Origin of the sequence: Streptomyces rectiviolaceus, from assembly GCF_039533825.1 — a bacterium.
GTDB lineage: Bacteria > Actinomycetota > Actinomycetes > Streptomycetales > Streptomycetaceae > Streptomyces > Streptomyces rectiviolaceus.
In genome coordinates this window covers 100,102-122,189 of the sequence record NZ_BAAAUG010000022.1, presented here as the reverse complement: position 1 = coordinate 122,189, position 22,088 = coordinate 100,102, and the positions used below count along the sequence as shown (strand labels likewise).

General features: G+C 70.1%; 21 protein-coding genes. 11 read left to right on the top strand and 10 right to left on the bottom strand.

The genetic code is table 11. The features are described from left to right. Positions 1-40: 40 nt before the first annotated feature. Positions 41-964 carry an NADP-dependent oxidoreductase gene (locus ABD378_RS06290; protein WP_344519422.1) on the bottom strand — a complete coding sequence of 308 codons (924 nt, stop codon included), beginning with the start codon at positions 962-964 and terminating at the stop codon, positions 41-43. Positions 965-1,252: 288 nt separating this feature from the next. Between ABD378_RS06290 and ABD378_RS06285 the strand changes: the two genes are divergently transcribed. The 6 genes from ABD378_RS06285 to ABD378_RS06260 all read left to right on the top strand — a co-directional run bounded on the left by ABD378_RS06285 (position 1,253) and on the right by ABD378_RS06260 (position 5,817). After that, a complete protein-coding gene (locus ABD378_RS06285) occupies positions 1,253-1,600 on the top strand; it encodes a DoxX family protein (protein ID WP_344519421.1) in 348 nt (115 codons plus the stop codon). Positions 1,601-1,772: 172 nt separating this feature from the next. After that, complete coding sequence (locus ABD378_RS06280) at positions 1,773-2,288, top strand: lytic polysaccharide monooxygenase auxiliary activity family 9 protein (protein WP_344519419.1); 516 nt, start codon at positions 1,773-1,775, stop codon at positions 2,286-2,288. A 193-nt stretch (positions 2,289-2,481) separates the two neighbouring features. After that, positions 2,482-3,657: a serine hydrolase domain-containing protein gene (locus ABD378_RS06275; protein WP_344519418.1), complete on the top strand. Its 1,176-nt coding sequence runs from the start codon at positions 2,482-2,484 to the stop codon at positions 3,655-3,657. Between the two features lie 290 nt (positions 3,658-3,947). Further along, on the top strand, positions 3,948-4,295 hold the full coding sequence (locus ABD378_RS06270; RefSeq protein WP_344519417.1) for a hypothetical protein: 348 nt from the start codon (positions 3,948-3,950) through the stop codon (positions 4,293-4,295). 192 nt (positions 4,296-4,487) lie between these two features. Further along, on the top strand, positions 4,488-5,585 hold the full coding sequence (locus ABD378_RS06265; RefSeq protein WP_344519416.1) for a hypothetical protein: 1,098 nt from the start codon (positions 4,488-4,490) through the stop codon (positions 5,583-5,585). Continuing rightward, on the top strand, positions 5,578-5,817 hold the full coding sequence (locus tag ABD378_RS06260) for a hypothetical protein (protein ID WP_344519415.1): 240 nt from the start codon (positions 5,578-5,580) through the stop codon (positions 5,815-5,817). Before ABD378_RS06265 ends, ABD378_RS06260 begins: the two co-directional genes overlap by 8 nt. Before the next feature lie 43 nt (positions 5,818-5,860). Here ABD378_RS06260 and ABD378_RS06255 read toward each other — a convergent pair whose 3' ends face one another. The 5 genes from ABD378_RS06255 to ABD378_RS06235 form a co-directional block, all read right to left on the bottom strand. After that, positions 5,861-8,725, bottom strand: a complete 2,865-nt coding sequence (locus tag ABD378_RS06255; RefSeq protein WP_344519413.1) for an NHLP bacteriocin export ABC transporter permease/ATPase subunit — start codon at positions 8,723-8,725, stop codon at positions 5,861-5,863. Position 8,726: 1 nt separating this feature from the next. Further along, a complete protein-coding gene (locus ABD378_RS06250) occupies positions 8,727-11,012 on the bottom strand; it encodes an NHLP family bacteriocin export ABC transporter peptidase/permease/ATPase subunit (RefSeq protein WP_344519411.1) in 2,286 nt (761 codons plus the stop codon). After that, complete coding sequence (locus ABD378_RS06245; protein ID WP_344519410.1) at positions 11,009-11,815, bottom strand: biotin/lipoyl-containing protein; 807 nt, start codon at positions 11,813-11,815, stop codon at positions 11,009-11,011. The genes ABD378_RS06250 and ABD378_RS06245 overlap by 4 nt, the downstream gene beginning before the upstream one ends. Positions 11,816-11,909: 94 nt before the next feature. After that, on the bottom strand, positions 11,910-12,137 hold the full coding sequence (locus ABD378_RS06240; RefSeq protein ID WP_344519408.1) for a type A2 lantipeptide: 228 nt from the start codon (positions 12,135-12,137) through the stop codon (positions 11,910-11,912). 403 nt (positions 12,138-12,540) lie between these two features. Beyond that, entirely contained in the window at positions 12,541-13,509 is a 969-nt protein-coding gene (locus ABD378_RS06235; RefSeq protein WP_344519407.1) for a TauD/TfdA dioxygenase family protein, read from the bottom strand. Positions 13,510-13,963: 454 nt separating this feature from the next. On the opposite strand from ABD378_RS06235, the gene ABD378_RS06230 reads away from it, so the two are divergent. Next, positions 13,964-14,422 (top strand): RrF2 family transcriptional regulator, encoded by a 459-nt coding sequence (locus tag ABD378_RS06230; protein WP_344519406.1) that lies wholly within the window; start codon positions 13,964-13,966, stop codon positions 14,420-14,422. A gap of 20 nt (positions 14,423-14,442) precedes the next feature. Here ABD378_RS06230 and ABD378_RS06225 read toward each other — a convergent pair whose 3' ends face one another. Further along, entirely contained in the window at positions 14,443-14,883 is a 441-nt protein-coding gene (locus ABD378_RS06225; protein WP_344519404.1) for a hypothetical protein, read from the bottom strand. Between the two features lie 35 nt (positions 14,884-14,918). Continuing rightward, positions 14,919-15,140 (bottom strand): hypothetical protein, encoded by a 222-nt coding sequence (locus ABD378_RS06220; RefSeq protein WP_344519403.1) that lies wholly within the window; start codon positions 15,138-15,140, stop codon positions 14,919-14,921. Between the two features lie 229 nt (positions 15,141-15,369). On the opposite strand from ABD378_RS06220, the gene ABD378_RS06215 reads away from it, so the two are divergent. From ABD378_RS06215 to ABD378_RS06205, 3 genes are all read left to right on the top strand, one after another. Then, positions 15,370-16,584, top strand: coding sequence for an acyl-CoA dehydrogenase family protein (locus ABD378_RS06215; RefSeq protein ID WP_344519402.1), 1,215 nt, complete (start codon positions 15,370-15,372; stop codon positions 16,582-16,584). A gap of 116 nt (positions 16,585-16,700) precedes the next feature. Beyond that, a complete protein-coding gene (locus ABD378_RS06210; RefSeq protein WP_344519401.1) occupies positions 16,701-17,486 on the top strand; it encodes a thioesterase family protein in 786 nt (261 codons plus the stop codon). Positions 17,487-17,722: 236 nt separating this feature from the next. Then, a complete protein-coding gene (locus ABD378_RS06205; protein ID WP_344519400.1) occupies positions 17,723-18,544 on the top strand; it encodes an endonuclease I family protein in 822 nt (273 codons plus the stop codon). A 78-nt stretch (positions 18,545-18,622) separates the two neighbouring features. On the opposite strand, the gene ABD378_RS06200 is transcribed toward ABD378_RS06205, so the two are convergent. Both ABD378_RS06200 and ABD378_RS06195 read right to left on the bottom strand, forming a co-directional pair. Continuing rightward, a complete protein-coding gene (locus ABD378_RS06200; protein ID WP_344519399.1) occupies positions 18,623-19,600 on the bottom strand; it encodes a 2-hydroxyacid dehydrogenase in 978 nt (325 codons plus the stop codon). Beyond that, on the bottom strand, positions 19,597-20,772 hold the full coding sequence (locus tag ABD378_RS06195) for a lactate 2-monooxygenase (RefSeq protein WP_344519398.1): 1,176 nt from the start codon (positions 20,770-20,772) through the stop codon (positions 19,597-19,599). Before ABD378_RS06195 ends, ABD378_RS06200 begins: the two co-directional genes overlap by 4 nt. A 115-nt stretch (positions 20,773-20,887) precedes the next feature. Between ABD378_RS06195 and ABD378_RS06190 the strand changes: the two genes are divergently transcribed. After that, the gene (locus tag ABD378_RS06190; protein ID WP_344519397.1) at positions 20,888-22,063 is read left to right on the top strand and encodes a PucR family transcriptional regulator; all 1,176 of its coding nucleotides are present in this window, start codon (positions 20,888-20,890) and stop codon (positions 22,061-22,063) included. Positions 22,064-22,088 lie beyond the last annotated feature (25 nt).

Genomic DNA, 22,088 nt, shown 5'->3' with positions numbered 1-22,088 from the left:
TCCTGGTGCCGCCACCCACTGCCCGTCGCGGTCGGCCTGTTCAGACCGTCAGGACAATCTTGCCCTGTACGTGTCCCGTTGCGACAAGATCGTGTGCCTTGCCGGCCTCCGCCAGCGGGAACGTCTTCTCTACGTAGGGACGGATCCGGCCCGCGTCGATCAGCTCGGCGATGGCTTCGAGCCCGGCGGAGTCCGGTTCGACCAGGACTCCGGCAAAGCGCCGCCCGGCGGCCTCGACACGCGTGGCGAGCTCCCGGTCGCCGTGTTCCAGGATGCTGATGAGTACGCCGCCGGGGCGCACCACGCCGAGCGAGCGATCGCCCTGGGCCGTGGAGTCGAGGAACACGTCCACGTCCTTGGCGACCTCGGTGAAGTCGGTGGTGCGGTAGTCGATGATCTCGTCGGCGCCGAGGCCGCGCAGGAAGTCGTGTCGGGCCGCGCCGGCTATCGCGGTCACATGGGCGCCCCGCGCCTTCGCGATCTGCACCGCGAAGTGGCCGACGCCACCGGCCGCCCGCTGGATCAGTACCCGGTCGCCCTCCTTGATGTCCGCCGCCCGCACCAGGCCCTGCCAGGCGGTGAGCGCCGCGAGGGGGACGGCTGCGGCGTGCACGTGGTCGAGCGAGGCGGGCTTGCGGGCCAACTGGCGTGACGGTGCGGTGACGTACTCGGCGTACCCGGTGGCGGCGCGGGGGAAGAGCGGCATCCCGTACACCTCGTCGCCCACCGCGAACACGGCGCCGGGTCCCGCCTCTTCGACCACTCCGGAGATGTCCCAGCCCACGCCGAACGGCGGCTCGCCGAGCAGCGGAAAGGCGCCGGACCTCACGGCCACGTCCGCCGGGTTGACGGCGCTGGCGTGGACCTTGACGAGGACCTCGCCGACCAGCGGCTTCGGTCGTTCGGCCTCGACGACCTCGAGGACCTCGGGCCCGCCGAAGGACTTCTGGATCACTGCACGCACGGTGACTCTCCCTGGGTTTCATGTCCTGCTCGGCTGCCGAGACGGGCTGCTCCGCTTGATGTCCTCGACCCTAGGGAGATCGAATGAGCCGCAGAATGGTTTTCTGTCTCGACTACATGTCCCATCGTCTTGCCGACAGGCATTCTCGGCCATGAGTACCCCAGGCCACACCGCAAGCGGCGTCCGCCGGTCACATTCCCGCGTCGCGGTCCGTCAGAGCAGTGACGCACTCAAGACGCCCGGCCGGAGCAAGTCCGCCCAGGCATCCGCCCGATGGGAGCACTTCTGATGTCCACCGCCTACGTTGTCGTCACCGTCCTGGCCGCCGTCATGGTGGGCTTCTCGGCCGTCTCCGTCTTCCTCCGCGCCAAGTGGGTCGTGGAGCCCATGGCCGACTACGGCGTCCCCCTCTCATGGCTGCCCTTGCTCGGCGCGGCCAAGGCCGCGGGGGCGGCGGGCCTGCTGGTCGGACTGCTCGTACCGGCCATCGGCGTCGCCGCCGGGATCGGCCTGGCGCTGTACTTCACGGGCGCCGTCGTCACCGTGATCCGGGCCCGCTGGTACGCACACATCCCGTTCCCGCTGCTGTACGCGGCGCCCGTGGTCGGCGCACTGGCCCTGGGTTTTACCGCCTAGCCCCAGCCGCGGTCTCCGCACCACGAGGACCAACTCGGGCACAACTTCCGCACCACGTGCACTACTTGAAGGGTTGACTGATCCCTGACAACCAGTATGGTCTAGGCCAATGAGTCGACCGAGGCGCCCGGTTGTCTCTCGCCCCTCATCCCCCCACTCAGAGGGAACAGAGATGAACAAGAAGCAGAAGCTGGCAGCCGCTCTGGGCGCGGGATTCGCGCCCGTGCTCGTCCTGGCCTCCGTCACCCCGGCCAGTGCGCACGGCTATGTCTCCTCGCCCCCGAGCCGTCAGGCCCAGTGCGCGGCAGGCACCGTGTCCTGCGGCGAGATCACCCACGAACCGCAGAGCGTCGAAGGCCCCAAGGGGCAGACGACGTGCAGCGGCGGCAACTCCCGGTTCGCCGAACTGGACGACGACAGCAAGGGCTGGAAGGCCACTGATGTCGGCTCGTCACAGGAGTTCAGCTGGAAGCTGACGGCACGTCACAGCACCAGCACCTGGCAGTACTTCGTCGGCGGCAACAAGATCGCCGAGGTCGACGACGGAGGGGCCCAGCCGGGCGAGACCGTCACGCACAAGGTCGACTTCGGCGGCCTCAGCGGCAAGCAGAAGGTGCTGGCGGTGTGGAACATCGCCGACACCGCCAACGCCTTCTACGCCTGCATCGACGTGAACATCGGGGGCTGAGCCCCCGCTGGGGTGGCTCCCCCAAACCACCCCACCCCACCCGGCCTGCCGGGCCGCGGCGCCATCACGCCGCCGGCCCGGCAGGCCGGGCCTTTTGCGTACGCACCTGCTGCCGCGAGGCGCAGCGGACAGGAGCCGCAGAGCAGAGGGGGAAATGATGCTCGCGGTCGACGTGGACTGAGATGGTGGGCGCATGGCCGATCTGCGAAACACTCTGGAGCGACACGTCAGCAACGGCTCCGTGGCGGGAGTCGTGGGCCTGGTGGCCCACGGCGACCGGAGCGAGGAGGCCGCCGCCGTCGGGTCCGTCGACGCCGACGGCACCGCCCCGATGGCCAGGGATTCCATCTTCCGTATCGCGTCACTGACCAAACCCGTCGTCGCCGCGGCCGTCATGATGCTGATCGAGGACGGCCGGATCGCGCTGGACGACCCGGTCGGGGAGTGGCTCCCGGAGCTGGCGTCGCCGAGCGTCGTCCGCACTCCGGACTCACCGGTGGACGACGTGGTCCCGGCGGTCCGGCCCATCACCGTCTTCCACCTGCTCGCCTCCCGTGCCGGGTACGGATTCGCCTCCGACTTCTCGCTGCCCGCACTCGCGCCGCTCTTCAATGAACTGAAGCAAGGGCCTCCGCAGCCGCAGGCCGTCCCCGCGCCGGACGCCTGGATGGCCGCGCTGTCCCGCATCCCGCTCCTTCACCAGCCCGGCGACGGCTGGCTGTACAACCTCAGCTCCGACCTTCAGGGCGTACTGATCTCCCGGGTCACAGGAGTGCCGCTGCCCGAGTTCCTCGCGGAGCGCCTCTTCGAGCCGCTCGGGATGACCGACACCGCCTTCTCCGTGCCGCCCGGCAAGATCGACCGGTTCACCAGCTACTACGCGGCCGGCGCCGAGGCCGGTCCCGAACGCGATCCCGAGAGCGGGCTCGAGCTGCTCGACGCCCCCGACGGCCAGTGGAGCAGCCCGCCGCCGTTCCCGTCCGGCGCCGGTGGTCTCGTCGGGACCGTCGACGACTGGCTCGCCTTCGGGCGCATGCTGCTCGCCGGTGGGACGGCAGACGGGCGGCGGCTGCTCACGCCCGAGTCGGTCCGTCAGATGACCACCAATCACCTCACCACGCCCGAGCGGGAGTCCGCCGGACTGTTCCTCGAAGGGATGGGCTGGGGATTCGGCGGTGCGGTGGACATCGAGGCCGTCGAACCGTGGAGCGTGCCGGGACGCTACGGCTGGGTCGGCGGCACCGGCACGACGGCGCACATCACACCGTCCACCGGCGCGGTCACACTCATGTTCAGCCAGTTGCAGATGGGCGGGCCCAGCTTCCCCGAACTGATGCGGGACTTCTGGCGGTACGCGGCCGGGGCGTGACCCAACAGGCGGCTCGGCCCGGCGGACGCGGGCCCCCGGCAGGTCCTGCGCGAGAAGTTCGTCAAAGAGGCCTATCCCAACGCCTGAGTTGCTGATGAGTGATTTCGCGGCCTTCTTGGCCGCCTACGGAAAAAGGCTTGGCGGACCGCGGAAAGTGGCCCATGCCGCTGCGCCAATGTGCGTCACCCGGAGCGAGCACTGACGCGCACCCCGAACCGTACTGGCTCGGGGCTTGGCGCGGAGCGCAGGCAAGAGGATCCTGCCTGCTATCCAACTCAACGGGGGACATCATGACGGAACTTCCTTTTGAACCACCTGACCCACCGCCTCCTGCACCGGACCTGCCCGAGCCCGATCTGCCCGAGGTATTGCCTGAGCCGGTGAACAACCCGGCGCTCGACGGATGGGATCTTCCGGAGAACTGGCAGGCGCCGGACCCCGTCAGGGCAGCGCAAGAGCAAGAGCTGGCCATTGAGCGGGAATTGGGTCCCGCGGCGGCGCACGGGGCTACCGCGGCGAATGAACTTGCCGCGGCCGTAGAGGCGGACAAGCAGGTCAGCGAGAATGCCGCGATAGCGAACGATCTGCAGCAGCAGCTGGACGACCAAGCCGCGGACGCGTCGCGCCGACAGGGCTGACCGGCGAGGCAGCGGTCGAGGACCGCATCGCCATGCGCACGCCCCTGCCCGGCCGTCGAGCGGGAGATGTCCGCTCGACGGCCGGGAACTCTTGCCTCAACATGCCTCCAGACGACTGGACGGGCGCTGCCTTGAGGTCGCATGAGCCTGACAGTGATTCAGGCGCCGGCTCAGGCCGGGAAGCGAGGAACGATGGGAAAGAAGAAGAACTCCCTGGGTGCGGTTTGGCGCGAGACACGCAAACGGACGAGTGATGCCGCATCGGCCGGTGTCTCCCGCGCAGAGGCCGCCAATCCGGAATACGTGGAACGCATGAGGGACACGAGCGCAAAGGCCGCTCGACGCGCCAAAGGACTCGGCAGCACGGCGACGCGCAAACGCAATGAGCTGACCCTTCGGTTCGCCGCCACATCGGCAGGGTCAGCGACTGGGCGCGGCGTGGCAAAGCTGGCTTCCAGGATGAGCACATTACCCGTGCTTTCGCTGCCCTCTGATGTCTTCAACGAGCGAAATGGCATCAATGACCTCACCAAGCGATTGCAGGAGACTCCTGAAGACCCATTCATCAACCTGGTCCTCGCGGAGTCGATCGCTCGCATGCAGCGAGAATTGCTGGCATTCTTCGCCGCACGCACCGCGGTGACGCAGAACCCGCTCGCCCTGCTCATGCGAGAGAGCATGAAGACCGCGGGCGCCCTGGACAGGGCCGGCGAACTGCCCTTGGTCGAACGGCTCCTCAAGAGGGCCTACGGCATGGCGATGACCCGCCTGCGCACGAATCCCGGCGAACCGTCGTCGCTGCACGTCATCTCCCGTGTCTACCTCGCGAAGCGCAATCCGCGGGGGTGCCTGAAGCCCGCCCTGTTGGGGGTCACCGGAGACGACCCGGGAGAGTCAGGGCCGATCTTCTACACGCTGAGCAGGGCCTACAAGGCGTTGGGCGAGAAGGGGAACGCGCGGTCGTCGGCCCAGGCCGCGATCGATGACAACTGCTCTCTTGGTTGGCTGACCCTCGGTGACCTCATCTTCGAGGACGACCTGGCGACCACGACCACCACGGCCCGCCACAAGGCGTATCTGGAGACACTGTCCAACGTCACGCGGGACGATCTGGCCTCGTACGCGGGTATCTCTCCGCAGACCACGGACATCGTCAAGAGTGTCTACGCACTGCAGAAAGCCAAAGCCATCTCCTCCTACGCCGGCGTGAGCCAGTCCATGAAGCGTGTCCAGGACAACGTGACCCGGCGCATTGCGGCTGCCGGGCGGGAGGGGGTGTCCGATGGATGACGCCTTCACCATGCTCGGCGAGCTGCTCCTTGAGCTGGACGACGCGGAATCGATGCCGACAGACATCGATTTCGGCGATGAGACGCACTGGGCACCCGTACAGGAACCCGCCCAGCTCGCCGACGGGCCGGCCAGTCTCCTGGATCTGAGGGGGGCGCCGCCCACGGGGGACGCTGACGCTGTTGACGGGATCAAGTGGGCGGAGTTCCCCAACCCGTTCTTCGATTCCTGACTTCCGCCGCACCGACTGATGCGTTCGTGCGGCGGCACGACTCTCACTGCATCTGCCGCCGCACCAGCTCGTGCAACCGCCCACCCGTGTCCGCCAACAACTGTGCGGGCGGCCCCTGTTGGACGACGCGGCCCTCCGACATGACGATCACGCGGTCGGCGTCCATCACCGTGGAGAGGCGGTGGGCGATGACGATGCGGGTGGCGTTCAGGGCGCGGGTGCTGTCGATGACCGTGCGTTGCGTCTCGTTGTCCAGGGCGCTCGTCGCCTCGTCGAAGAAGAGCACGCGGGGGCGGCGGATCAGGGCCTGGGCGATCATCAGGCGCTGGCGTTGGCCGCCGGAGACCGCGCCGCCGCCGGAGATCATCGTGTGCAGGCCCATCGGCATGCGCTTGATGTCCTCGGCGAGGCCTGCCATCGCCGCGGCCTCCCACGCCTCCTCCTGCGTGAACGTCTCGGCGCCGCAGATGCAGTCCAGGATCGAGCCGGTGAGCGGCTGGGCGTTCTGCAGGACGACGCCGCACTGGCGGCGGACGGCCGCCTGGTCCAGGGCCGAGAGGTCCTGACCGTCGTAGAGGACGCTGCCCGAGACGGGCTTGTCGAAGCCGATCAGAAGGCGGAGCAGTGTCGACTTGCCGCAGCCGCTGGGGCCCACGACCGCCACGAACTCGCCCGGCCGGATGGCCAGGGACACATCGTCAAGGACCAAGGGGCCGTCGTCCGCGTAGCGGAACGAGAGTGCGCGGGCCTCGATCTCGCCCTGCAGCTCGCCCGGCTGCGTGCTCGCGCCCCGCACCTCGGGCGCCTCGTCGAGCACCGGCTTGATCTGCTCGAACATCGGAAGGACCGCGGCGGCGGAGAGCAGCGCGCCGGTGAGCTGTGTGACTGACGTCAGGAGCATCGTCACCGCCGTGCTGAAGGTGAGGAACTCCCCCGCGGTGAGACTGCCGCGGGCCGGGCCCGCGAGGAGGATGAACATGATGAGCGTGCAGAGCGGGAGGTAGACCGAGTTGAGGACCGTCGTGACGTTCTTGATGCGGCCCGCGCGCTGTTGCAGCTCCCGGCTGCGTGCGAACTCGCCCGCCCACGCCGCGTACGCGAAGCTCTCCGCGCCTGCGACGCGGAGTTTGGGCAGGCCGCGCAGTGTCTGGAAGGCTTGGTTGTTGAGCTTGTTGCTCAGCTCCACCAGGCGGCGCTGCCAGCGCAGTTCCCACAGGCCGAGTGTGAGGAACACCGCCGCGATGACGGCCAGCATCGCCAGCGCGGCAAGCGCCAGGGGGACGCTGTAGAGCAGCAGCAGGACCAGGTTCATCGCGCCGATCGAGCCCGCCTGCAGCGCGACGGGGCCGATGCCCGAAAGGACCCGGCGGATCGCGCTGACGCCCATCGCCGCGCTCGCCAGTTCACCGGTGGAGCGCGAGGCGAAGAAGCGCGTGGGCAGGCGCAACAGCCGGTCCCAGACCGCCGGTTGGAGGGCGCTCTCCATGCGGCCTTCCATCCTGAGGATGGTGAGGTTCTGGAGCAGCATGAAGGCCGCCGAGACGATGCTCGTGATCATCACGGCCAGGGACACCTGGACGATGAGGCTCTTCTCGCCGTTCGGGACGAACACGCCGAGGACTTGGCCTGTCGCGATCGGCACGAGCGCCCCGATCGCGACCGTCACCACACCGGCGATCGCCAGATTGCGTACGTCGACGCCGGTGCCCTTCATGCTGAAGCGGAAAAGGCTCCACGGCGTCAACGTCCCCTCGGGCAAGGGGCGGTAGAACATCACCGCCTGCGGTTCGAACTCGTCCGCGTTGCTCTGGTCGATCCGCATGCGCCGCCCGGATGTGGGGTGCACGGACTCGTAGCCGCCCCGCCGCCACAGCAGCGCGACCGGCGCCCCGCTGGCCGCGCGATGCCCGACCAGCGGGCCGGTGTTCTCCCGCCACCAGCGCCCGTCGAGCCGTACGGCGCGGGTGCGGATGCGCGAGGCCACCGCGACCTGCTCCACCGGGTCGATCCGGTCGCTGACCGCACCACCCTCCGCCGCGCCGGACAGTGTGATGCCCGCCGCCTCTGCGACAAGACGGCAGGCCGCGTACGTCGCGTCGTCACCGCCCCGGGATTCGCTGCGGCGTGCACCGCCCCTGCCGGAGCGGCCGATGGAGTCGATCAGGGTGCGGTCGGCCTGCGCGCGGACCGTCTCGCCCGCCTTGATGCCGGCCGCCGTGCGGTCCTCGTGGGCCCGCTCCAGGCGCTCGATCCAGCGGTCGAGGGTCGAGAGCAGCCGGTACTGCTGGTTGACCATGCGCTGCCACATGGCGGCGTCGACAAGCAGATCGCCCGCGGCCTCGGCGCTGTAGGCGGAGCCGTACTGCACGCTCCCTGGCGCGACCGGCATCCAGAGGATGTCGTCGTCGGTCACCACGTCGTCGCCCATGGTGCGGCCGTCGAGCGGCGCCTCGAAGAGGACCCGGTGGCTGCGTCCGATGCCGAGCGCGAAGGCGTGCTCCAGGAGACTCAGGGCCTGGTCCTGGGTGTCGTACTGACTCGGGTACTGCTGCTCGTACGCCCAGGTGTCGCCGTAGTCGGGGCGGTAGAGCTCGCGCAGCGGGATCCGGCGCAGTTCGCAGCCCTGGAGGGGGCGTCCGACGAGGGTGTGCTGCGGGCCCTCGACGGGGCCGAGGAGCAGGGTGCCCGGTTCGAGGCGGCCGAGGAAGTGCCAGTGGCCCTGCTGCACGGCGTCGACCGCGAACAGGTCGAGCGCGCCGGCCACGACGAGCCAGAGCACCTGCGGGCCTTCGAGATGCACGCTGCGCAGGCCCGTGCAGTCGGCCGGTGTGCCGAGCGCGCCGAAGGCGGCGGCGACCGCGTCGTCGTTGTACGCGGCCTGGGTGTACTGCTCCGGTACCGAGGTCACCTCAGTGCTCCTTGACCAGGTCGGCGTAGGGTCCGCCGGCGGCGACGAGGTGTTCGTGGCGTCCGCGTTCCACGATCGAGCCGTGGTCCAGGACGACGATCTCGTCGCTGTCGCGCACGGTGCTCAGGCGGTGCGCGATGACGACGCAGGCGCAGCCGCGGCGGCGCAGGTTGTCGATGATGACCTGCTCGGTCTCCGCGTCCAGGGCGCTTGTCACCTCGTCGAGGACGAGGATGCTGGGGCGGCGGACCAGGGCCCTGGCGATCTCCAGGCGCTGGCGCTGGCCGCCGGAGAAGTTGCGGCCGTCCTGCTCGACGCGGCCGTGGATGCCGCCGGGCCTGCGGGCCACGACCTCGTACAGGCAGGCGTCCTTGAGGGCGGCGACGACGGCGTCGTCCGGGATGGAGGGGTCCCACAGTGCGACGTTGTCGCGGATGGTGCCCTCGAAGAGGAAGACGTCCTGGTCGACGAAGGAGACGGAGGCGGCGAGCGCACCGCGCGGGATGTCCTCCAGACGCTGCCCGTCGATACGGATGGTCCCCTCCCAGGGGCTGTAGAGCCCCGAGATCAGCCGGGAGACGGTCGACTTGCCGCTGCCGGAGCCGCCGACGAGCGCGACCTGCTGGCCGGGTCCGACCGAGAGGGAGAAGCCGGTCAGGAGCGGCTTGTCTAGGGGGCTGTAGCCGAAGGTGATGTCGTCGAGCGTGACGTGGCCCTTGAGGCGTCGGGTGCTCGCCTCCGGCTCGGGGCGGGAGTAGAGCGTGTCGACGGGGAAGTTCTCAACGTCCTTGAGGCGGGCGACGTCGGCGCCGAAGTCCTGGATCCGGCCCGCGACGCCGTTCAGGCGGGTGATCGGCGCGGTGAAGCGCGTGACGAGCGCCTGGAACGCGACGAGCAGACCGATGGACAGATGCCCTTCCACCGCGCGCAGGCCGCCGATCCACAGGATCAGCGCGCTGTTGAGCGTGGCGAGGGTCGGCGCGACGACGCCGAGCCAGGCGCTCGGCACACCGAGGCGCTGCTGCTCCTCCAGGGTGGTGGCGTGCTGGCCCGCCCACCGCCGGAAGTAGCCGTTCTCGCCTCCGGTGGCCTTCATCGTCTCGATCAACTGCAGGCCGGTGTACGAGGTGTTGGTGAGCTTGGCGCTGTCGGCGCGCAGCTTCTGGGTGCCGGTGGCCCGCAGCCGGATGACGATGCGCATCGCGACGATGTTCAGGAGGGCGATGCCGACGCCGACGAGGGTGAGCTGGGGGTCGTACGTCCACAGCAGGGCCGCGTAGAGGAGTACGACAATGCCGTCGACCCCGGCGGCCGTGAGGTCCCGGGCCAGGGTCTCGGCGACCGCGTCGTTGGACGCGAGCCGCTGGACGAGGTCGGCCGGGCTGCGCTGGGCGTAGAACGTGACGGGCAGGCGCAGCAGATGGCGCAGGAAGCGGGCGCTGCTCAGCGTGGAGGAGATGATGCGGCCGCGCAGCAGGTTCGCCTGTTGCAGCCAGGTCAGGACCACGGTGAGCCCGACCATCGCGCCCATCGACGCGAACAGCGCGCCGAGCAGGGAGGTCTGATTGCCGATCAGGAACAGGTCGATGTACGTACGGCTGAGCGCGGGCAGCGCCGCGCCGACCGCGACGAGCAGCAGGCTGGCGAAGAGCGCGGCGAGCATGGTGCCGGTGGTGCCGCGCAGCCGCGCGGGCATCGCCCGCATGACGCCGGGCTTGCGGCCTCCCGTACGGAAGTTCTCGCCCGGTTCGAGGACCAGGACGACACCGGTGAAGCTGGTGTCGAAGTCCTCCGAGGGGACGAAGCGCCGCCCCTTGTCCGGGTCGTTGATGTGCACGCCGCGGCGGCCGAGGCGGCGCCCCATGCCGTCGTAGACGACGTAGTGGTTGAACTCCCAGAAGAGGATCGCGGGCGCCTTCACCTCGGCGAGGGCGGCCGGTTCCATCTGCATGCCCTTGGCCGTGAGGCCGTAACTGCGCGCCGCCTTCAGGAGGTTGCTGGCCCGCGAGCCGTCGCGGGAGACGCCGCACGCGATGCGCAGCTCCTCCAGCGGGACGTGCCGTCCGAAGTGGGCCAGGACCATGGCGAGGGCGGCGGCGCCGCACTCCACGGCTTCCATCTGCAGGACGGTGGGGGTACGGACGGTCTTCTGCCGCTTGCCCTTCGACGCGGGGCGCGGCGCTGCCCGGCGGCGGTTGCGCTGCGGGGGCTCGGGGCGGTGCCTTCGACGGCCGCCGGGGGGCGGCAACTGCTGCTGGTGCGCCGGGGAGGGGTGCGGTGCGGTCACGGAAGCAGCCAATCGATCGGGCGCTGCTCGGCGAGGTGGAAGGCGCCGGTGGCCAGGGTCATGGAGTCGAGTGCGAAGGGCGGGCCGCCGGCGGATGACCACTTGTAGCCGGACTTGGTGCCGGAGGAGGCTTCCAGGCTCACGAGGACGGCCACGGGCGGCCCGTCCTTGGTGAACTGCCCGGCCAGTTCCTTGTCGCCGAGGAACCCGCTGATCTTCTGTTGGCTCTGGGCGGCCCGGCCGATCGCCTTCACGCGGCCGCGCAGTTTGCCGTACTCCTCCGTGGACACGGACTGGACGGTGAGGTCCACCGAGGCGCCGACGGGCACAGTGGCCGCGCTGTCCGCGGGTACGTAGAGCATCGCGAGGAGCGGGTCGTCGCCGCCCGAGACACGCTCGACGGTCGCGACGTCGGCGCCGGTGGTGACGACGGTGCCGATCCTGGCGACCAGCGTGGTCACCCGGCCCGCGGCGATGGAGCGCACGACCTTGTCGCCTTGGTCCGTACGGACTTTGAGCACCGGAGCGCCCGCGGCGACCCGTTTGCCCTCGTCGGCCAGGACGCGGGTCACCTGTCCGGTGACGGGGCTCTGCAGGACGTAACTGCCCTGGCCGTGGGTGAGGATGCCGGGCGCCCTGAGCGTGGAGGAGATCGAGCCCGTCACGGCCCAGACGCTCGCGGCGGCCATGACGACGACGGTGACGGCGAGCACGAGCAGGCCCTGGGGTCGGGCGTAGCGCACCGGCAGGTCGAGTTCCTCGGGCGACTGCAGCTTGGACAGGGCCTGTTGACGGAACTGCACGGAACGCTTCCTCTATCTTGCCTAGGGCGTCCGTGAGCCCCGGAACTGGGTGTTCCGGGGCTCACGAATCATGGTGCGTCAGTGAGCGAGATGCTCAGAGACCGGCGACCGTGCTGGTGGCCAGGCCCGCGAGGGGGGCCGTGTTCAGGCCGGTGGTGCCCTCGACGATGCCGACGGCCGTGCCGACGGTGGAGGAGACGGGGGCGATCGAGTCGACGGCGCCGGTCACGGTGCCGACGGCGTTGGCGGAGAGGCCACCCGAGACGTTGTCGAGGTCGGCGTCGGAAATCTCGAGGGTCTCGACCTGGGGGGTGTAGTTCATGGTGTGAGCTGCCCTTCTCATGAATGTTGCAAAAGTGTTTCCAAACACTGCGGAACCTGATGTGCGAATTCCGCGGTGGCCAGGATCAAAGCACGTTCGCACGTCGTACATCCAATCGACGAGGTGACGTCCTGGGGTGCGTGCGGCATCGAATCACCGCTGCGTGCAGGCATGTTCACCGCGTGGGGGCAGCACCTTCACAAGATTCACAGAAGGAAATCTCGTGAGCGGAAGGACTCCGTCCACCAAAGCGGACACTCTCGCATCAAAGCGCAAGTCCTGTGGTCAATGCACGAGACTTCTTGTGGAGTGTTCGCCGAATAGCGTGACTGGGCTGCGTATTCGATGTGCAGGTTTATTGAAGGCGTGCCGAATCGTGGCCGAAGGGGACACCGCCGTCGGTTCAGGCCTCCGCGACCGTTCCGTCGGTGGATGCGCCGGATGCGATTCCGTGGCCTGGCTCCGGCACCGCCTCCGGGGCAAGGAGCACCGATCGGCGGCCGTCGACACCGACCGGCACGTCGCCGTCGATGGTGACGCGGCGCAGCGTGCGCTCGTGGTCGTCGGAGTCGTCGACTCCGTAGTGCTGCGTGGCGCGGTTGTCCCAGATGGCGACGTCGCCCGCGCGCCACTGCCAGCGCACCGTGTTCTCCGGCCGCTCCACGTGCGACTGGAGTACGCCGATCAGGGCGCGGGAGTCCGCGGCCCTGAACCCGCTGAGCTTCTGCAGGAAGTTGCCCAGGATCAGGGTGCGTTCACGGGTCTCGGGGTGGACGCGGACCACGGGGTGCTCCGTCTGGAACTTGACCGCGGTGAACACCTTGCGGTGCTGGTCGAGCGCCGCGGACGAGGCGCCGGGGCGGGTGGCCGCGTAGTCGTAGTCATTGGTGTGCACGCCGCGCACGCTGTCGGCGAGGATCCGCAGCGGCTCGGGCAGGTCCCGGTACGCGGCGGCGGTGTTGGACCACAGGGTGTTGCCGCCGTACGGCGGGATGACCTCGGCGCGGAGGATGGAGAACGCCGGGTAGGCGGGGACGAACGTGACGTCGGTGTGCCACTGGTTGGCGCGGCCGCCGTGGTCGTTGTCGATGCCGAGGGCGTAACGGCCGTCCACCGAGGGCACGGTGGGATGGGCGACAGGGGTGCCGAGCAGCCGGGCGAAGGCCTCGTGGCTCTCCCCGTCGAGGTGCTGCTGGTCGCGGAAGAAGACGACCTTGTGCTTGAGGAGCGCGGCGCGCACGGCGGTCACGGTCTCCTCGTCCAGGTCACCGCCGAGGCGGACCCCGGCTATCACCGCGCCGATCCGGCCGCCTACTTTCTGGACGGTGTGGGTGGGGGTCTCGGGGGTTTCCACTACGGGTGCAGAGGTCATGGGGTTGAAATCCCTTCGGTGGGGCGGGTGTTGGGTGTTGGGTGTGCTCGGAGCGGAGGGAGGTCAGCGCACGCATACGGCGTTGATGTCCACCCGAGTTGAGGCGTGAGGACGCGAGGAAAGAGAGAAGCCGCAGAAGCAGCAGAAGCCGAAGCCGAAGCAAGGGAAGGCGGCGGTTCAGGCCACGTGCAGACGACACGCCTCGGAGGCGAGGCGGCCCAGGTCCACGTGGAGCCGCGGGACGAGAGGGGTCATCGCGGTCATGTCCTGGAGCATGGGCGCCCGCCGGAAGCGTGGTCAAGGCCTCCCCCGCCCGCTTCACGACCCTGCAATGAGCCCGGCATCGGGGTCGCTCCTGCCCGCCCCGGAGAATCCGGACGAGATCCGCACGGTCATGACCGGCCATGACCAGGGGCGATACGTGCCGTTCAGGGCGGTGCAGCATAATGCGGCCATGCGGATCTCAGCCAGGGCGGACTACGCGGTACGTGCCGCGCTGCAACTCGCCGCGTGCCAGGACGACGGGCCGCTGAAGGCCGAGGCCATCGCGGACGCCCAGGAGATCCCGCACAAGTTCCTCGAAGGCATCCTCAACGACATGAGGCGCGGTGGTCTCGTCCTCAGCCAGCGCGGCGGCAACGGCGGCTACCGCCTGGCCAGGCCTGCGGACCGCATCAGCATCGCCGACGTCATCCGCGTCGTGGAGGGCCCCTTGGTCTCGGTACGCGGAGTGCGCCCGCCGGAGCTGGCTTACAGCGGGCCCGCGGAATCGCTGCTGCCGCTGTGGATCGCCCTGCGGGCGAATGTCCGCCAGATCCTGGAGGGCGTGTCCCTGGCCGACGTCGCGGGCGCCGAACTCCCCACCACGGTCACGGCGCTCGCCTCGGATCCCGCGGCCTGGACGAACCCTTAGGCCCACAACCCCTCAGCCCTTCAGGCCGGAGCGGGCCCGGCGAGGTCGAGGGCCAGTTGGTTTCCCCAGTCGTTGGTGAAGACGGCCCTCGCTCCTTCAAGGCGTACGCCCACGAACGGGTTGGAGCAGAACATGACGGCGACCCACAGCAAGGAGCGGTCGGCGTCGAGACGGGCGAGGTAGCCGATGTTGCCCATTCCGCTGCCCCCGCCGGACATCCAGCCCGCTCCGTCCGGCAGCGGACTCTCGAAGCAGGGGTGTGCCTCGGTGACACCGTCCTCCTCGACGGCCCGGGCCACGTCGACCGGCTCCCCCAGACAGAAGGGGATCGGCTGCCGCGCGTCCGGGTGATACGCACCGGGACCGTCCACGTAGACCTCAAGGCCGGTGTCGTCCGACCGGTACAGCCCGTCGCGGAAGGGCATCTCCCCCGCTGCCCACAGCCGCTCGATCAGCCCCATAGCCCCCACGCCTCCCATCCCACCCCTCTGAAGCCCTAGCCCCGGTTGCGCGGGTGGTTGCGCGCGGTGCGTTCGTTGCCGTGCTTGTACGCGCCCGTCCAGCGGGCCATCACCAGCTGGGCATCGCCCGACTCGACCTCGGCGAGGAACTTCTCGGCGCGCGCACCACGCAGCGTGCCTGCCGCACGGCCGTGATGAGTGATCGTCACACTGGCGTCGGAATGCTGCTCATAGGTGAACCCGGAAGGTCTTGGCATGGTCGGATGCTAGGCACCCGGACCGTGGTTCCGTAACCGAATTTCGCTCCGGCCGCGGGACGGTCCGCAGGACAAGAGGCAGGAAGGGCCACCGTCCGGCCGACCCTCGCGATCCCACACACCGAGACACCGCGGTCCGCCCCTTGAACACCCCCTTGTCGCGGCAGGAGTTCGCGCCCACTATTCCTATCAATCAGGTAGGGAAACTAGGAATCTGTGAGGCGTCCCCGTGACAACGCTGATCCCCTCCGCCTCGCCGCGCGTCATCCGGGAACTCGCCGACGACCTCGCCGTCGACGCGGACCTGCGCGACCGGGCGGGCAAGCCCCCGTTCGACGAGGTCTCGCGGCTGCGCGAGGCGGGCCTTCCCGCGCTCCTGACGCCGGCAGGCCAGGACGGTCCGGACGGCCGGGGCAGCGACTGGCGCACGGCGTGTACGGCGGTCAGGGACATCGCGGCGGCGGACAGCTCCATCGCGGAACTCCTCGCGCACCACCACGCCCTGTCGTGGAGTCCGCGCCTCTTCGGTACGCCCGAGGACGCCGACGCACTCGAACTGCGCGCCGTACAGGAGCAGTGGCTCTGGGGCGGCGACATCGAACTGCCGGACGCGCAGACGGACACCGACCTCGCGCTCGCCCCGGCCGCCGACGGCGCCGACGGGTACGTCCTGCACGGTCGGCGGTCCCTGACCGCGGGCGTCGCCGTCGCGGACCGGCTCGTCCACACGGCGCGGCGCACGGACAGCGGCGCATGGGTGGTCGTCCATGTGGACCCTGCCCATCCCGGCGTCCAGGCCGAACCGGCGCACGACCTGCTCGGCCAGCGTCTGAGCGGCGCGGGCGGAGTCAGCTACGACGGCGTACCGGTGGCCGCGCACCAGGTGCTCGGCACGGTCCCCGTCGACGAGCACGAGATCTCACCGTTCACCGCGCTCGCCCCACTCGCCCGCCGTCTCCTGCTCGTCCAGGTCGGTCTGGGCAACGCGGAGGGCGCCCTGGCCGAGGCGCGGGACATCAGCCGTGCCCTGCCGCGCCCCGGCCCGTTGGCCGCTCTCGACAACGGAGGAGACTGCGGGCTGCCGCCCACCGACCCCTATCTGCTGCTTGCCTACGGCGAGTTGGCGACGGCAGCGCACAGCGCCGCTGCGGTGGCGGAACGCGCGACGGAGGCGTTGGCCCAGGGCCTGGCGACGGGGCCCGCGCTCGGCGCCGACGAGCGTGCCGACATCGCGTTCCTCGTGGGCGCGGCGGAAGCGGTCACGACGCGGGCCGCCCTGCACATCACCACCCGCGTCCTCGAACTCACCGCCGACGCGCCCTCCCCTTCGACCGATCCCGGCCTCGACAGGTTCTGGCGCAACGCCCGCGCCCTGACGGCGCACAGCTCCGCCGCGCACCGCCTCCGTGACATCGGGGAGCACTACCTCAACGGCCTTCAGTAGCCGTCAGCCTCGCTCTCCTTCCGGCACGTACGATCTTCGGACACCGGGACCCGTACAGCCCGACGCCCTGCGGCCGTCCCGTTCCGCGTCCGCAAAGGCCGAGAGGGAAGCACCCGTTGAACACCGGCAGCTACTACGAGCCCATCGACGAGCACCGCTACAAGCCCACGCCCCACGTCGGCGGCGCCTGGGCCTCCGACGAACAGCACTTCAGCCCGCTCGGCGGCCTCATCGTCCACGCCATCGACCGGCACCTGGCGGCCAGGCCGGACAGCGGCCTTGTCCTGTCCCGGATCAGCTTCGACATCCTCGGGCGCCCCGCTCTCGACGAGTGCGAGATCCGGGTGGAGACGATCCGGCCAGGCCGCACCATCGAACTGCTCGAAGCCGTCGTGCTCATGGCCGACCGTCCGGTGGTACGCGCCCGGGCCTGGCTCCTCGCCTCGATCGACACCGGCGCCGTCGCCGGCGGCGGCGGCGCCGAAAGGCTCACCCCGCCCGAGGCACTCGAGCCTTGGCCCATGGCTTCCTTGTGGCCCGGCGGGTACATCGCCTCGCTGGACGTCCGCCCCCTCGCGCCCCCGCAGCCGGGCCGTACGACGGCGTGGATCTCCACCGACCTCGACCTCGTCGCCGGGCAGACCGCGAGCACGCTCGCGTCCTACATCGCGCTGGTCGACACGGCCAACGGCATCGCCGTACGCGAGCAGCCCACCGCCTGGATGTTCCCCAACGTCGACCTCACCGTCCACCTGCACCGTCAGCCCGAAGGCGATTGGACCGGACTCGACACCACGGTGGCCTTCGGACCCACCGGCCAGGGCATCACCAGCACCGTGCTGCACGACATCACCGGCCCCGTCGGACACGCGCAGCAGATGCTCACCGTCCGTCCCCTGTAGACCACGGACCACCGGGTCACCAGAAGTGGCTCGACGGCGTGCACAAGCCATGAGATCGTCCGGTTCGCCCCGCATGTCGCGTCCATGACATCGTCACACGGTCGACCCACAACGTTCATACAGTGACGCACTCACCCGTGCCACTCTCCCGTTGGCCCACTTGTCAACTCGCGTAGAACGCAGGCCCTGTTGGAGGGATCCGCGGTGCGCGAGCCTCCGGGAGAGGACACCCCCACATGCCCGTCCCTCACATACGTCGCTGGAAACCGCTTGCCATGACGGCCGCCGCGGTCCTCGTCGGGATCACCCTCCCGGCCGCCGCCGACGCCGCGACCACGGCCCCCACGCCGACCGCGGCATCCGCAGGCGCCTATGACGACACGTACTACCAGGACGCGCTCGGCAAGACCGGTCCGGAGCTGAAGAGCGCCCTGCACACGATCATCAGCGACCAGACCAAGCTCTCGTACGACCAGGTCTGGGACGCACTGAAGGTCACCGACGAGGACCCGGCCAACAGCGGCAACGTGATCCTCCTCTACACCGGCCGCTCGCAGAGCAAGGACAGCAACGGCGGCGACCCGGACCAGTGGAACCGTGAGCACGTCTGGGCCAAGTCCCACGGCGACTTCGGCACCGCGACCGGCCCGGGGACCGACATCCACCACCTCCGCCCGGAGGACGTGTCGGTCAACAGCACCCGCGGCAACAAGGACTTCGACAACGGCGGCAGCGCGGTCGGCGAGGCGCCGGGCAACAACACCGACGCCGACTCCTTCGAGCCCCGTGACGCCGTCAAGGGCGACGTGGCCCGGATGATCCTCTACATGGCCGTGCGCTACGACGGCGAGGACGGCTTCGCCGACCTCGAGCCCAACGACAAGGTCGACAACGGTAGCGCCCCCGCCATCGGACGCCTGTCCGTGCTGAAGCAGTGGAGCGACGAGGACCCGCCGGACACGTTCGAGAAGAACCGCAACCAGGCGATCTACGACCAGTTCCAGCACAACCGCAACCCGTTCGTCGACCACCCCGAGTGGGTCGGGGCGATCTGGTAGATCACGGCCCGCTGTTGTGGCAGCGGCCTCTGGTGCGCTGCCACAACAGGTGATTGACGGGACGTCAGGAAACGGACGTCAGGAAACGACGTCTCCCAACGGCTTGCCGTCCAAGTGGCCGACGACGTTCTGGATCGCGGCCAGGCCGATGCGGACGAGTGTCTCGCGTGTGACGCCCGCGACGTGCGGGGACAGCACCACGTTCGGTGCCTTCAGGAGGCGCAGGGCGGCCGTGGGCGGCTCGGGGTCGAAGACGTCGATGCCCGCCCCGGCCAGCGTGCCGGCCGTGAGCGCGTCGGCGAGGGCGTCCTGGTCGATGAGCGCGCCCCGGGAGGTGTTGATGACGAAGGCCGTCGGCTTCAGGAGGGCGAGCCGCTCGGCGTCCAGGAGGTGACGGGTGTCCTTCGTGAGCGGGGCGTGCAGGGTGACGTAGTCGGACGTACGGAGCAGCTCGTCGAGTTCGACGTGGCGCGCGCCGCCGAGCCGGGCCTCCTTCTCCGCTGCCACCGGCCTGGGTCCCGCGTAGACGATGCCCATGTCGAACACGACCGCGCGGCGGGCGACTTCCTCGCCGATGTTGCCGAGGCCGATGATTCCGAGCGTCTTGCCGGAGAGTTCCGTGATGGACCGCTGGAGACGGGGCAGCGCCCAGTCGGCCTCGACGAGAGCGGTGTGCGCCGGGATCAGCTGCTTGGCGAGGGCCAGCATGAGGGCGAAGGTCTGCTCGGCCACGTTCTGCTTCTCGGCGCCGCTGGAGCCGATCGAGCAGACGGAGACGGAGCGTGCGCGGGCGGCGTCCACGTCGACGTAGTCGAAGCCGTGGCTCGCGCACTGGACGACCTCAAGGTCCGGGGCCGCGGCGATGTGCTCGGCGGTGACGGGCGCGAGGCCGGTGATGATGACGTGCGCCTCGTGCAGGGCCGCGGGGTCCTCGTCGGCCGACTCCACGACGGTGACGTGCGCCGACGCGGGAAGCAGCCCGGCGAGGGCGCCTCCGGCCGCGCGGCCGCCCACGTGGGGCGAGACGATGGCGAGGACGTTCTTCACGGCGGTCATGCGGTCTCCTCGATCAGGTCGTCGGGGGTGAGCGTGCCGGGCCCGGCGTGTCCGGACAGGGCAAGGGTGAGGTCGAGTTCGGCGAGCAGACAGCGGATCACGTGGTCGACGCCCGCCTGGCCGTCCAGGCCGAGCCCATAGGCGTAAGGACGGCCCACGAGCACGGCCTCCGCGCCGAGCGCGAGTGCCTTGAAGATGTCGTCGCCGGTGCGGATGCCGCTGTCGAACAGGACAGTGAGCCGGTCGCCGACCGCCTCCACGACGCGGGGCAGCGCGTCGGCCGCCGCGACGGAGCCCGCGACCTGGCGCCCGCCGTGGTTGGAGACCACCACCCCGTCCATGCCGGCGTCGGCGGCGCGGCGCGCGTCGTCCGGGTGCAGGATGCCCTTGAGGACGATCGGGCCGTCCCAGTTCTCGCGCAGGAACGCCAGGTCCGGCCAGGTCTTCGCGGGGTCGGCGAACATGCCGACGAAGTGCATCACGGCCGCGTTCGGGTCCTCGTGCACCGGCTTGGCGAGGCCCGCCAGGAACGCCGGGTCGCTGAAGTAGTTCGCGGTGCCCACGCCGTGCAGGAAGGGCAGATACGCCTGGTCGAGGTCGCGCGGTCGCCAGGCAAGGAGCGGGGTGTCGAGCGTGACGACCAGCGCGGTGAAGCCCGAGGCCTTCGCCCGGTCGAGGAAGCTCTTGGTGACGTCACGGTCCTTGGCCCAGTACAGCTGGAACCACCGCTGCCCGTCCCCCATCTCCTTGGCCACCTGCTCCATGGGGGTGCTGGAGGCGGAGGACAGGATGTACGGGACGCCGCGGGCCGCTGCCGCGCGTGCGGCGGCGGACTCGCCCTCCGGGTGCATGATCGACAGGACGCCGACGGGCGCGAGGGCGAGCGGCGCGGGCAGCCGGTGGCCGAGCACCTCCACGGACAGATCGCGTTCGTGTACGTCGCGCAGCATGCGCGGCACGATCCGGCGCCGGTCGAGCGCCTCGCGGTTGGCGCGGGCGGTGCTGCCGTTGCCCGCGCTTCCCGCGACATAGCCGACGGGGCCCGGCCCGAGCCGCTGCTCGGTCAGCTCTTCGAGGCGGGTCAGATCGGTGGGCAGGCGGGGTACGGCGCCTGTCATGCCGTTGAGATAGATCTCGTACTGGAAGTCGGCCCAGTTCGGCGAGGTCGTCATGTGGTGGGTCCCGTCCCGTCTCCGTGAGACTGCGCTGTCTACCCGACGATCCTTGCCACTGTGACAAGCCCCGTCCATGGTCGTACGCACCCTTTTCCGATGGGACTATCACCCTGTGACAAACAAGCGGGAACGCGTCCGGCAGGAACTCCTGGCCGATCCCCGCCTCGTCGAGGCGGTCGTCGACGCGGTGCACGAGCAGGTTCCGGCGTACACGGCGCTCGACGGCAGCAGGTTTCCCGAGGCGACGGACCTCCTCCTCGACCACTGGGTCACGGACGGTGCGATCGGCGACGCCGAGCTGCGGCGCTTCCGCGGGATCGCGGCGGCGCGGGCGGCTGACGGCCGCCCCTTGCAGGCCGTCCTTCGCGCCTACCGGGTGGCGGCCGCGGTGCTCGCGGACGAGGTCGCCGCCCGCGCGCCGCAGCTGTCCGCGAAGGACGCCTTCGCCCTCACCCAACTGCTGCTCACCGCCATGGACACCATTTCCGAGGAGATGACGACGGCGTACGCGGCCACCAGCGAACGCCTCACGGGTGACCGCGACAGGTCGCTGCAGCTGCTGCTCGACGACCTGATCGCGGGCCGGCACGCGTCGTTGGGCGCGCTCAGCGCGAGGGCGTCACGCCTTGGCGTTCAACTCCCCGAGCGCTACTGCCTGTTGGTGGCGGAACCGGTGGACCATGGCGTCCTGGACGGCGGTTCCTCCGACATCTCCCTCACCGCGTCGACCGCCCTGCTCGCCGCCCTCGGTGGCGGCGGGGCGCGGGGCACGTCCCTCGCGGCGACCCACGGTTCGCGGGCCGTCCTGCTCCTTCCTGCCGCGTCCGCCGGCGCCGTACCCGACGTGCTGCGCCGGTACGCCTGGCGCGGCTGCGTGATCTCGGGCGAGAGCCTGGACCGTGTCGCGGTCGCCCACCGGCTCGCCGCGGGCGCCCTGGACACCGCTCCCCCGCACGCCCACCACACCGACCGGGTCCTCGCCGACGCCGACGCGCACGTCCTCGCACTGCTCGCGGGGCACCCCGTGGTGAGCCCCGACCAGATCGGCCGCATCGTCCTCGGCCCCCTCGTGGACCGCGCCCAACGTCACCTCCTGGAAGCCCTCACCGCGTACATCGACACCGGCTCCGCCAACGCAGCGGCCCGCGAGCTGCACCTGCACCCCCAGTCCGTGCGCTACCGCCTGCGCCGCGTCCGCGACATCACGTCCCGCGACCCCCAGGACCCCTGGCAGCGCCTCACCCTGGACATCGCCCGCACGATCGTGCTCGGGGGCCGGAACGGATAGCCGTCCGCCGGGCGCTGTGGCACCC

Coding starts and splice junctions, on each gene's coding strand:
- ABD378_RS06275 (WP_344519418.1), top strand. CDS start 2,482: ATGGCCGATCTGCGAAACACTCTGGAGCGACACGTCAGCAACGGCTCC.
- ABD378_RS06260 (WP_344519415.1), top strand. CDS start 5,578: ATGGATGACGCCTTCACCATGCTCGGCGAGCTGCTCCTTGAGCTGGAC.
- ABD378_RS06285 (WP_344519421.1), top strand. CDS start 1,253: ATGTCCACCGCCTACGTTGTCGTCACCGTCCTGGCCGCCGTCATGGTG.
- ABD378_RS06195 (WP_344519398.1), bottom strand. CDS start 20,772: ATGACGACCTCGCCGAACTGGGCCGACTTCCAGTACGAGATCTATCTC.
- ABD378_RS06225 (WP_344519404.1), bottom strand. CDS start 14,883: ATGGGGCTGATCGAGCGGCTGTGGGCAGCGGGGGAGATGCCCTTCCGC.
- ABD378_RS06280 (WP_344519419.1), top strand. CDS start 1,773: ATGAACAAGAAGCAGAAGCTGGCAGCCGCTCTGGGCGCGGGATTCGCG.
- ABD378_RS06265 (WP_344519416.1), top strand. CDS start 4,488: ATGGGAAAGAAGAAGAACTCCCTGGGTGCGGTTTGGCGCGAGACACGC.
- ABD378_RS06230 (WP_344519406.1), top strand. CDS start 13,964: ATGCGGATCTCAGCCAGGGCGGACTACGCGGTACGTGCCGCGCTGCAA.
- ABD378_RS06270 (WP_344519417.1), top strand. CDS start 3,948: ATGACGGAACTTCCTTTTGAACCACCTGACCCACCGCCTCCTGCACCG.
- ABD378_RS06235 (WP_344519407.1), bottom strand. CDS start 13,509: ATGACCTCTGCACCCGTAGTGGAAACCCCCGAGACCCCCACCCACACC.
- ABD378_RS06220 (WP_344519403.1), bottom strand. CDS start 15,140: ATGCCAAGACCTTCCGGGTTCACCTATGAGCAGCATTCCGACGCCAGT.
- ABD378_RS06200 (WP_344519399.1), bottom strand. CDS start 19,600: ATGACCGCCGTGAAGAACGTCCTCGCCATCGTCTCGCCCCACGTGGGC.
- ABD378_RS06205 (WP_344519400.1), top strand. CDS start 17,723: ATGCCCGTCCCTCACATACGTCGCTGGAAACCGCTTGCCATGACGGCC.
- ABD378_RS06240 (WP_344519408.1), bottom strand. CDS start 12,137: ATGAACTACACCCCCCAGGTCGAGACCCTCGAGATTTCCGACGCCGAC.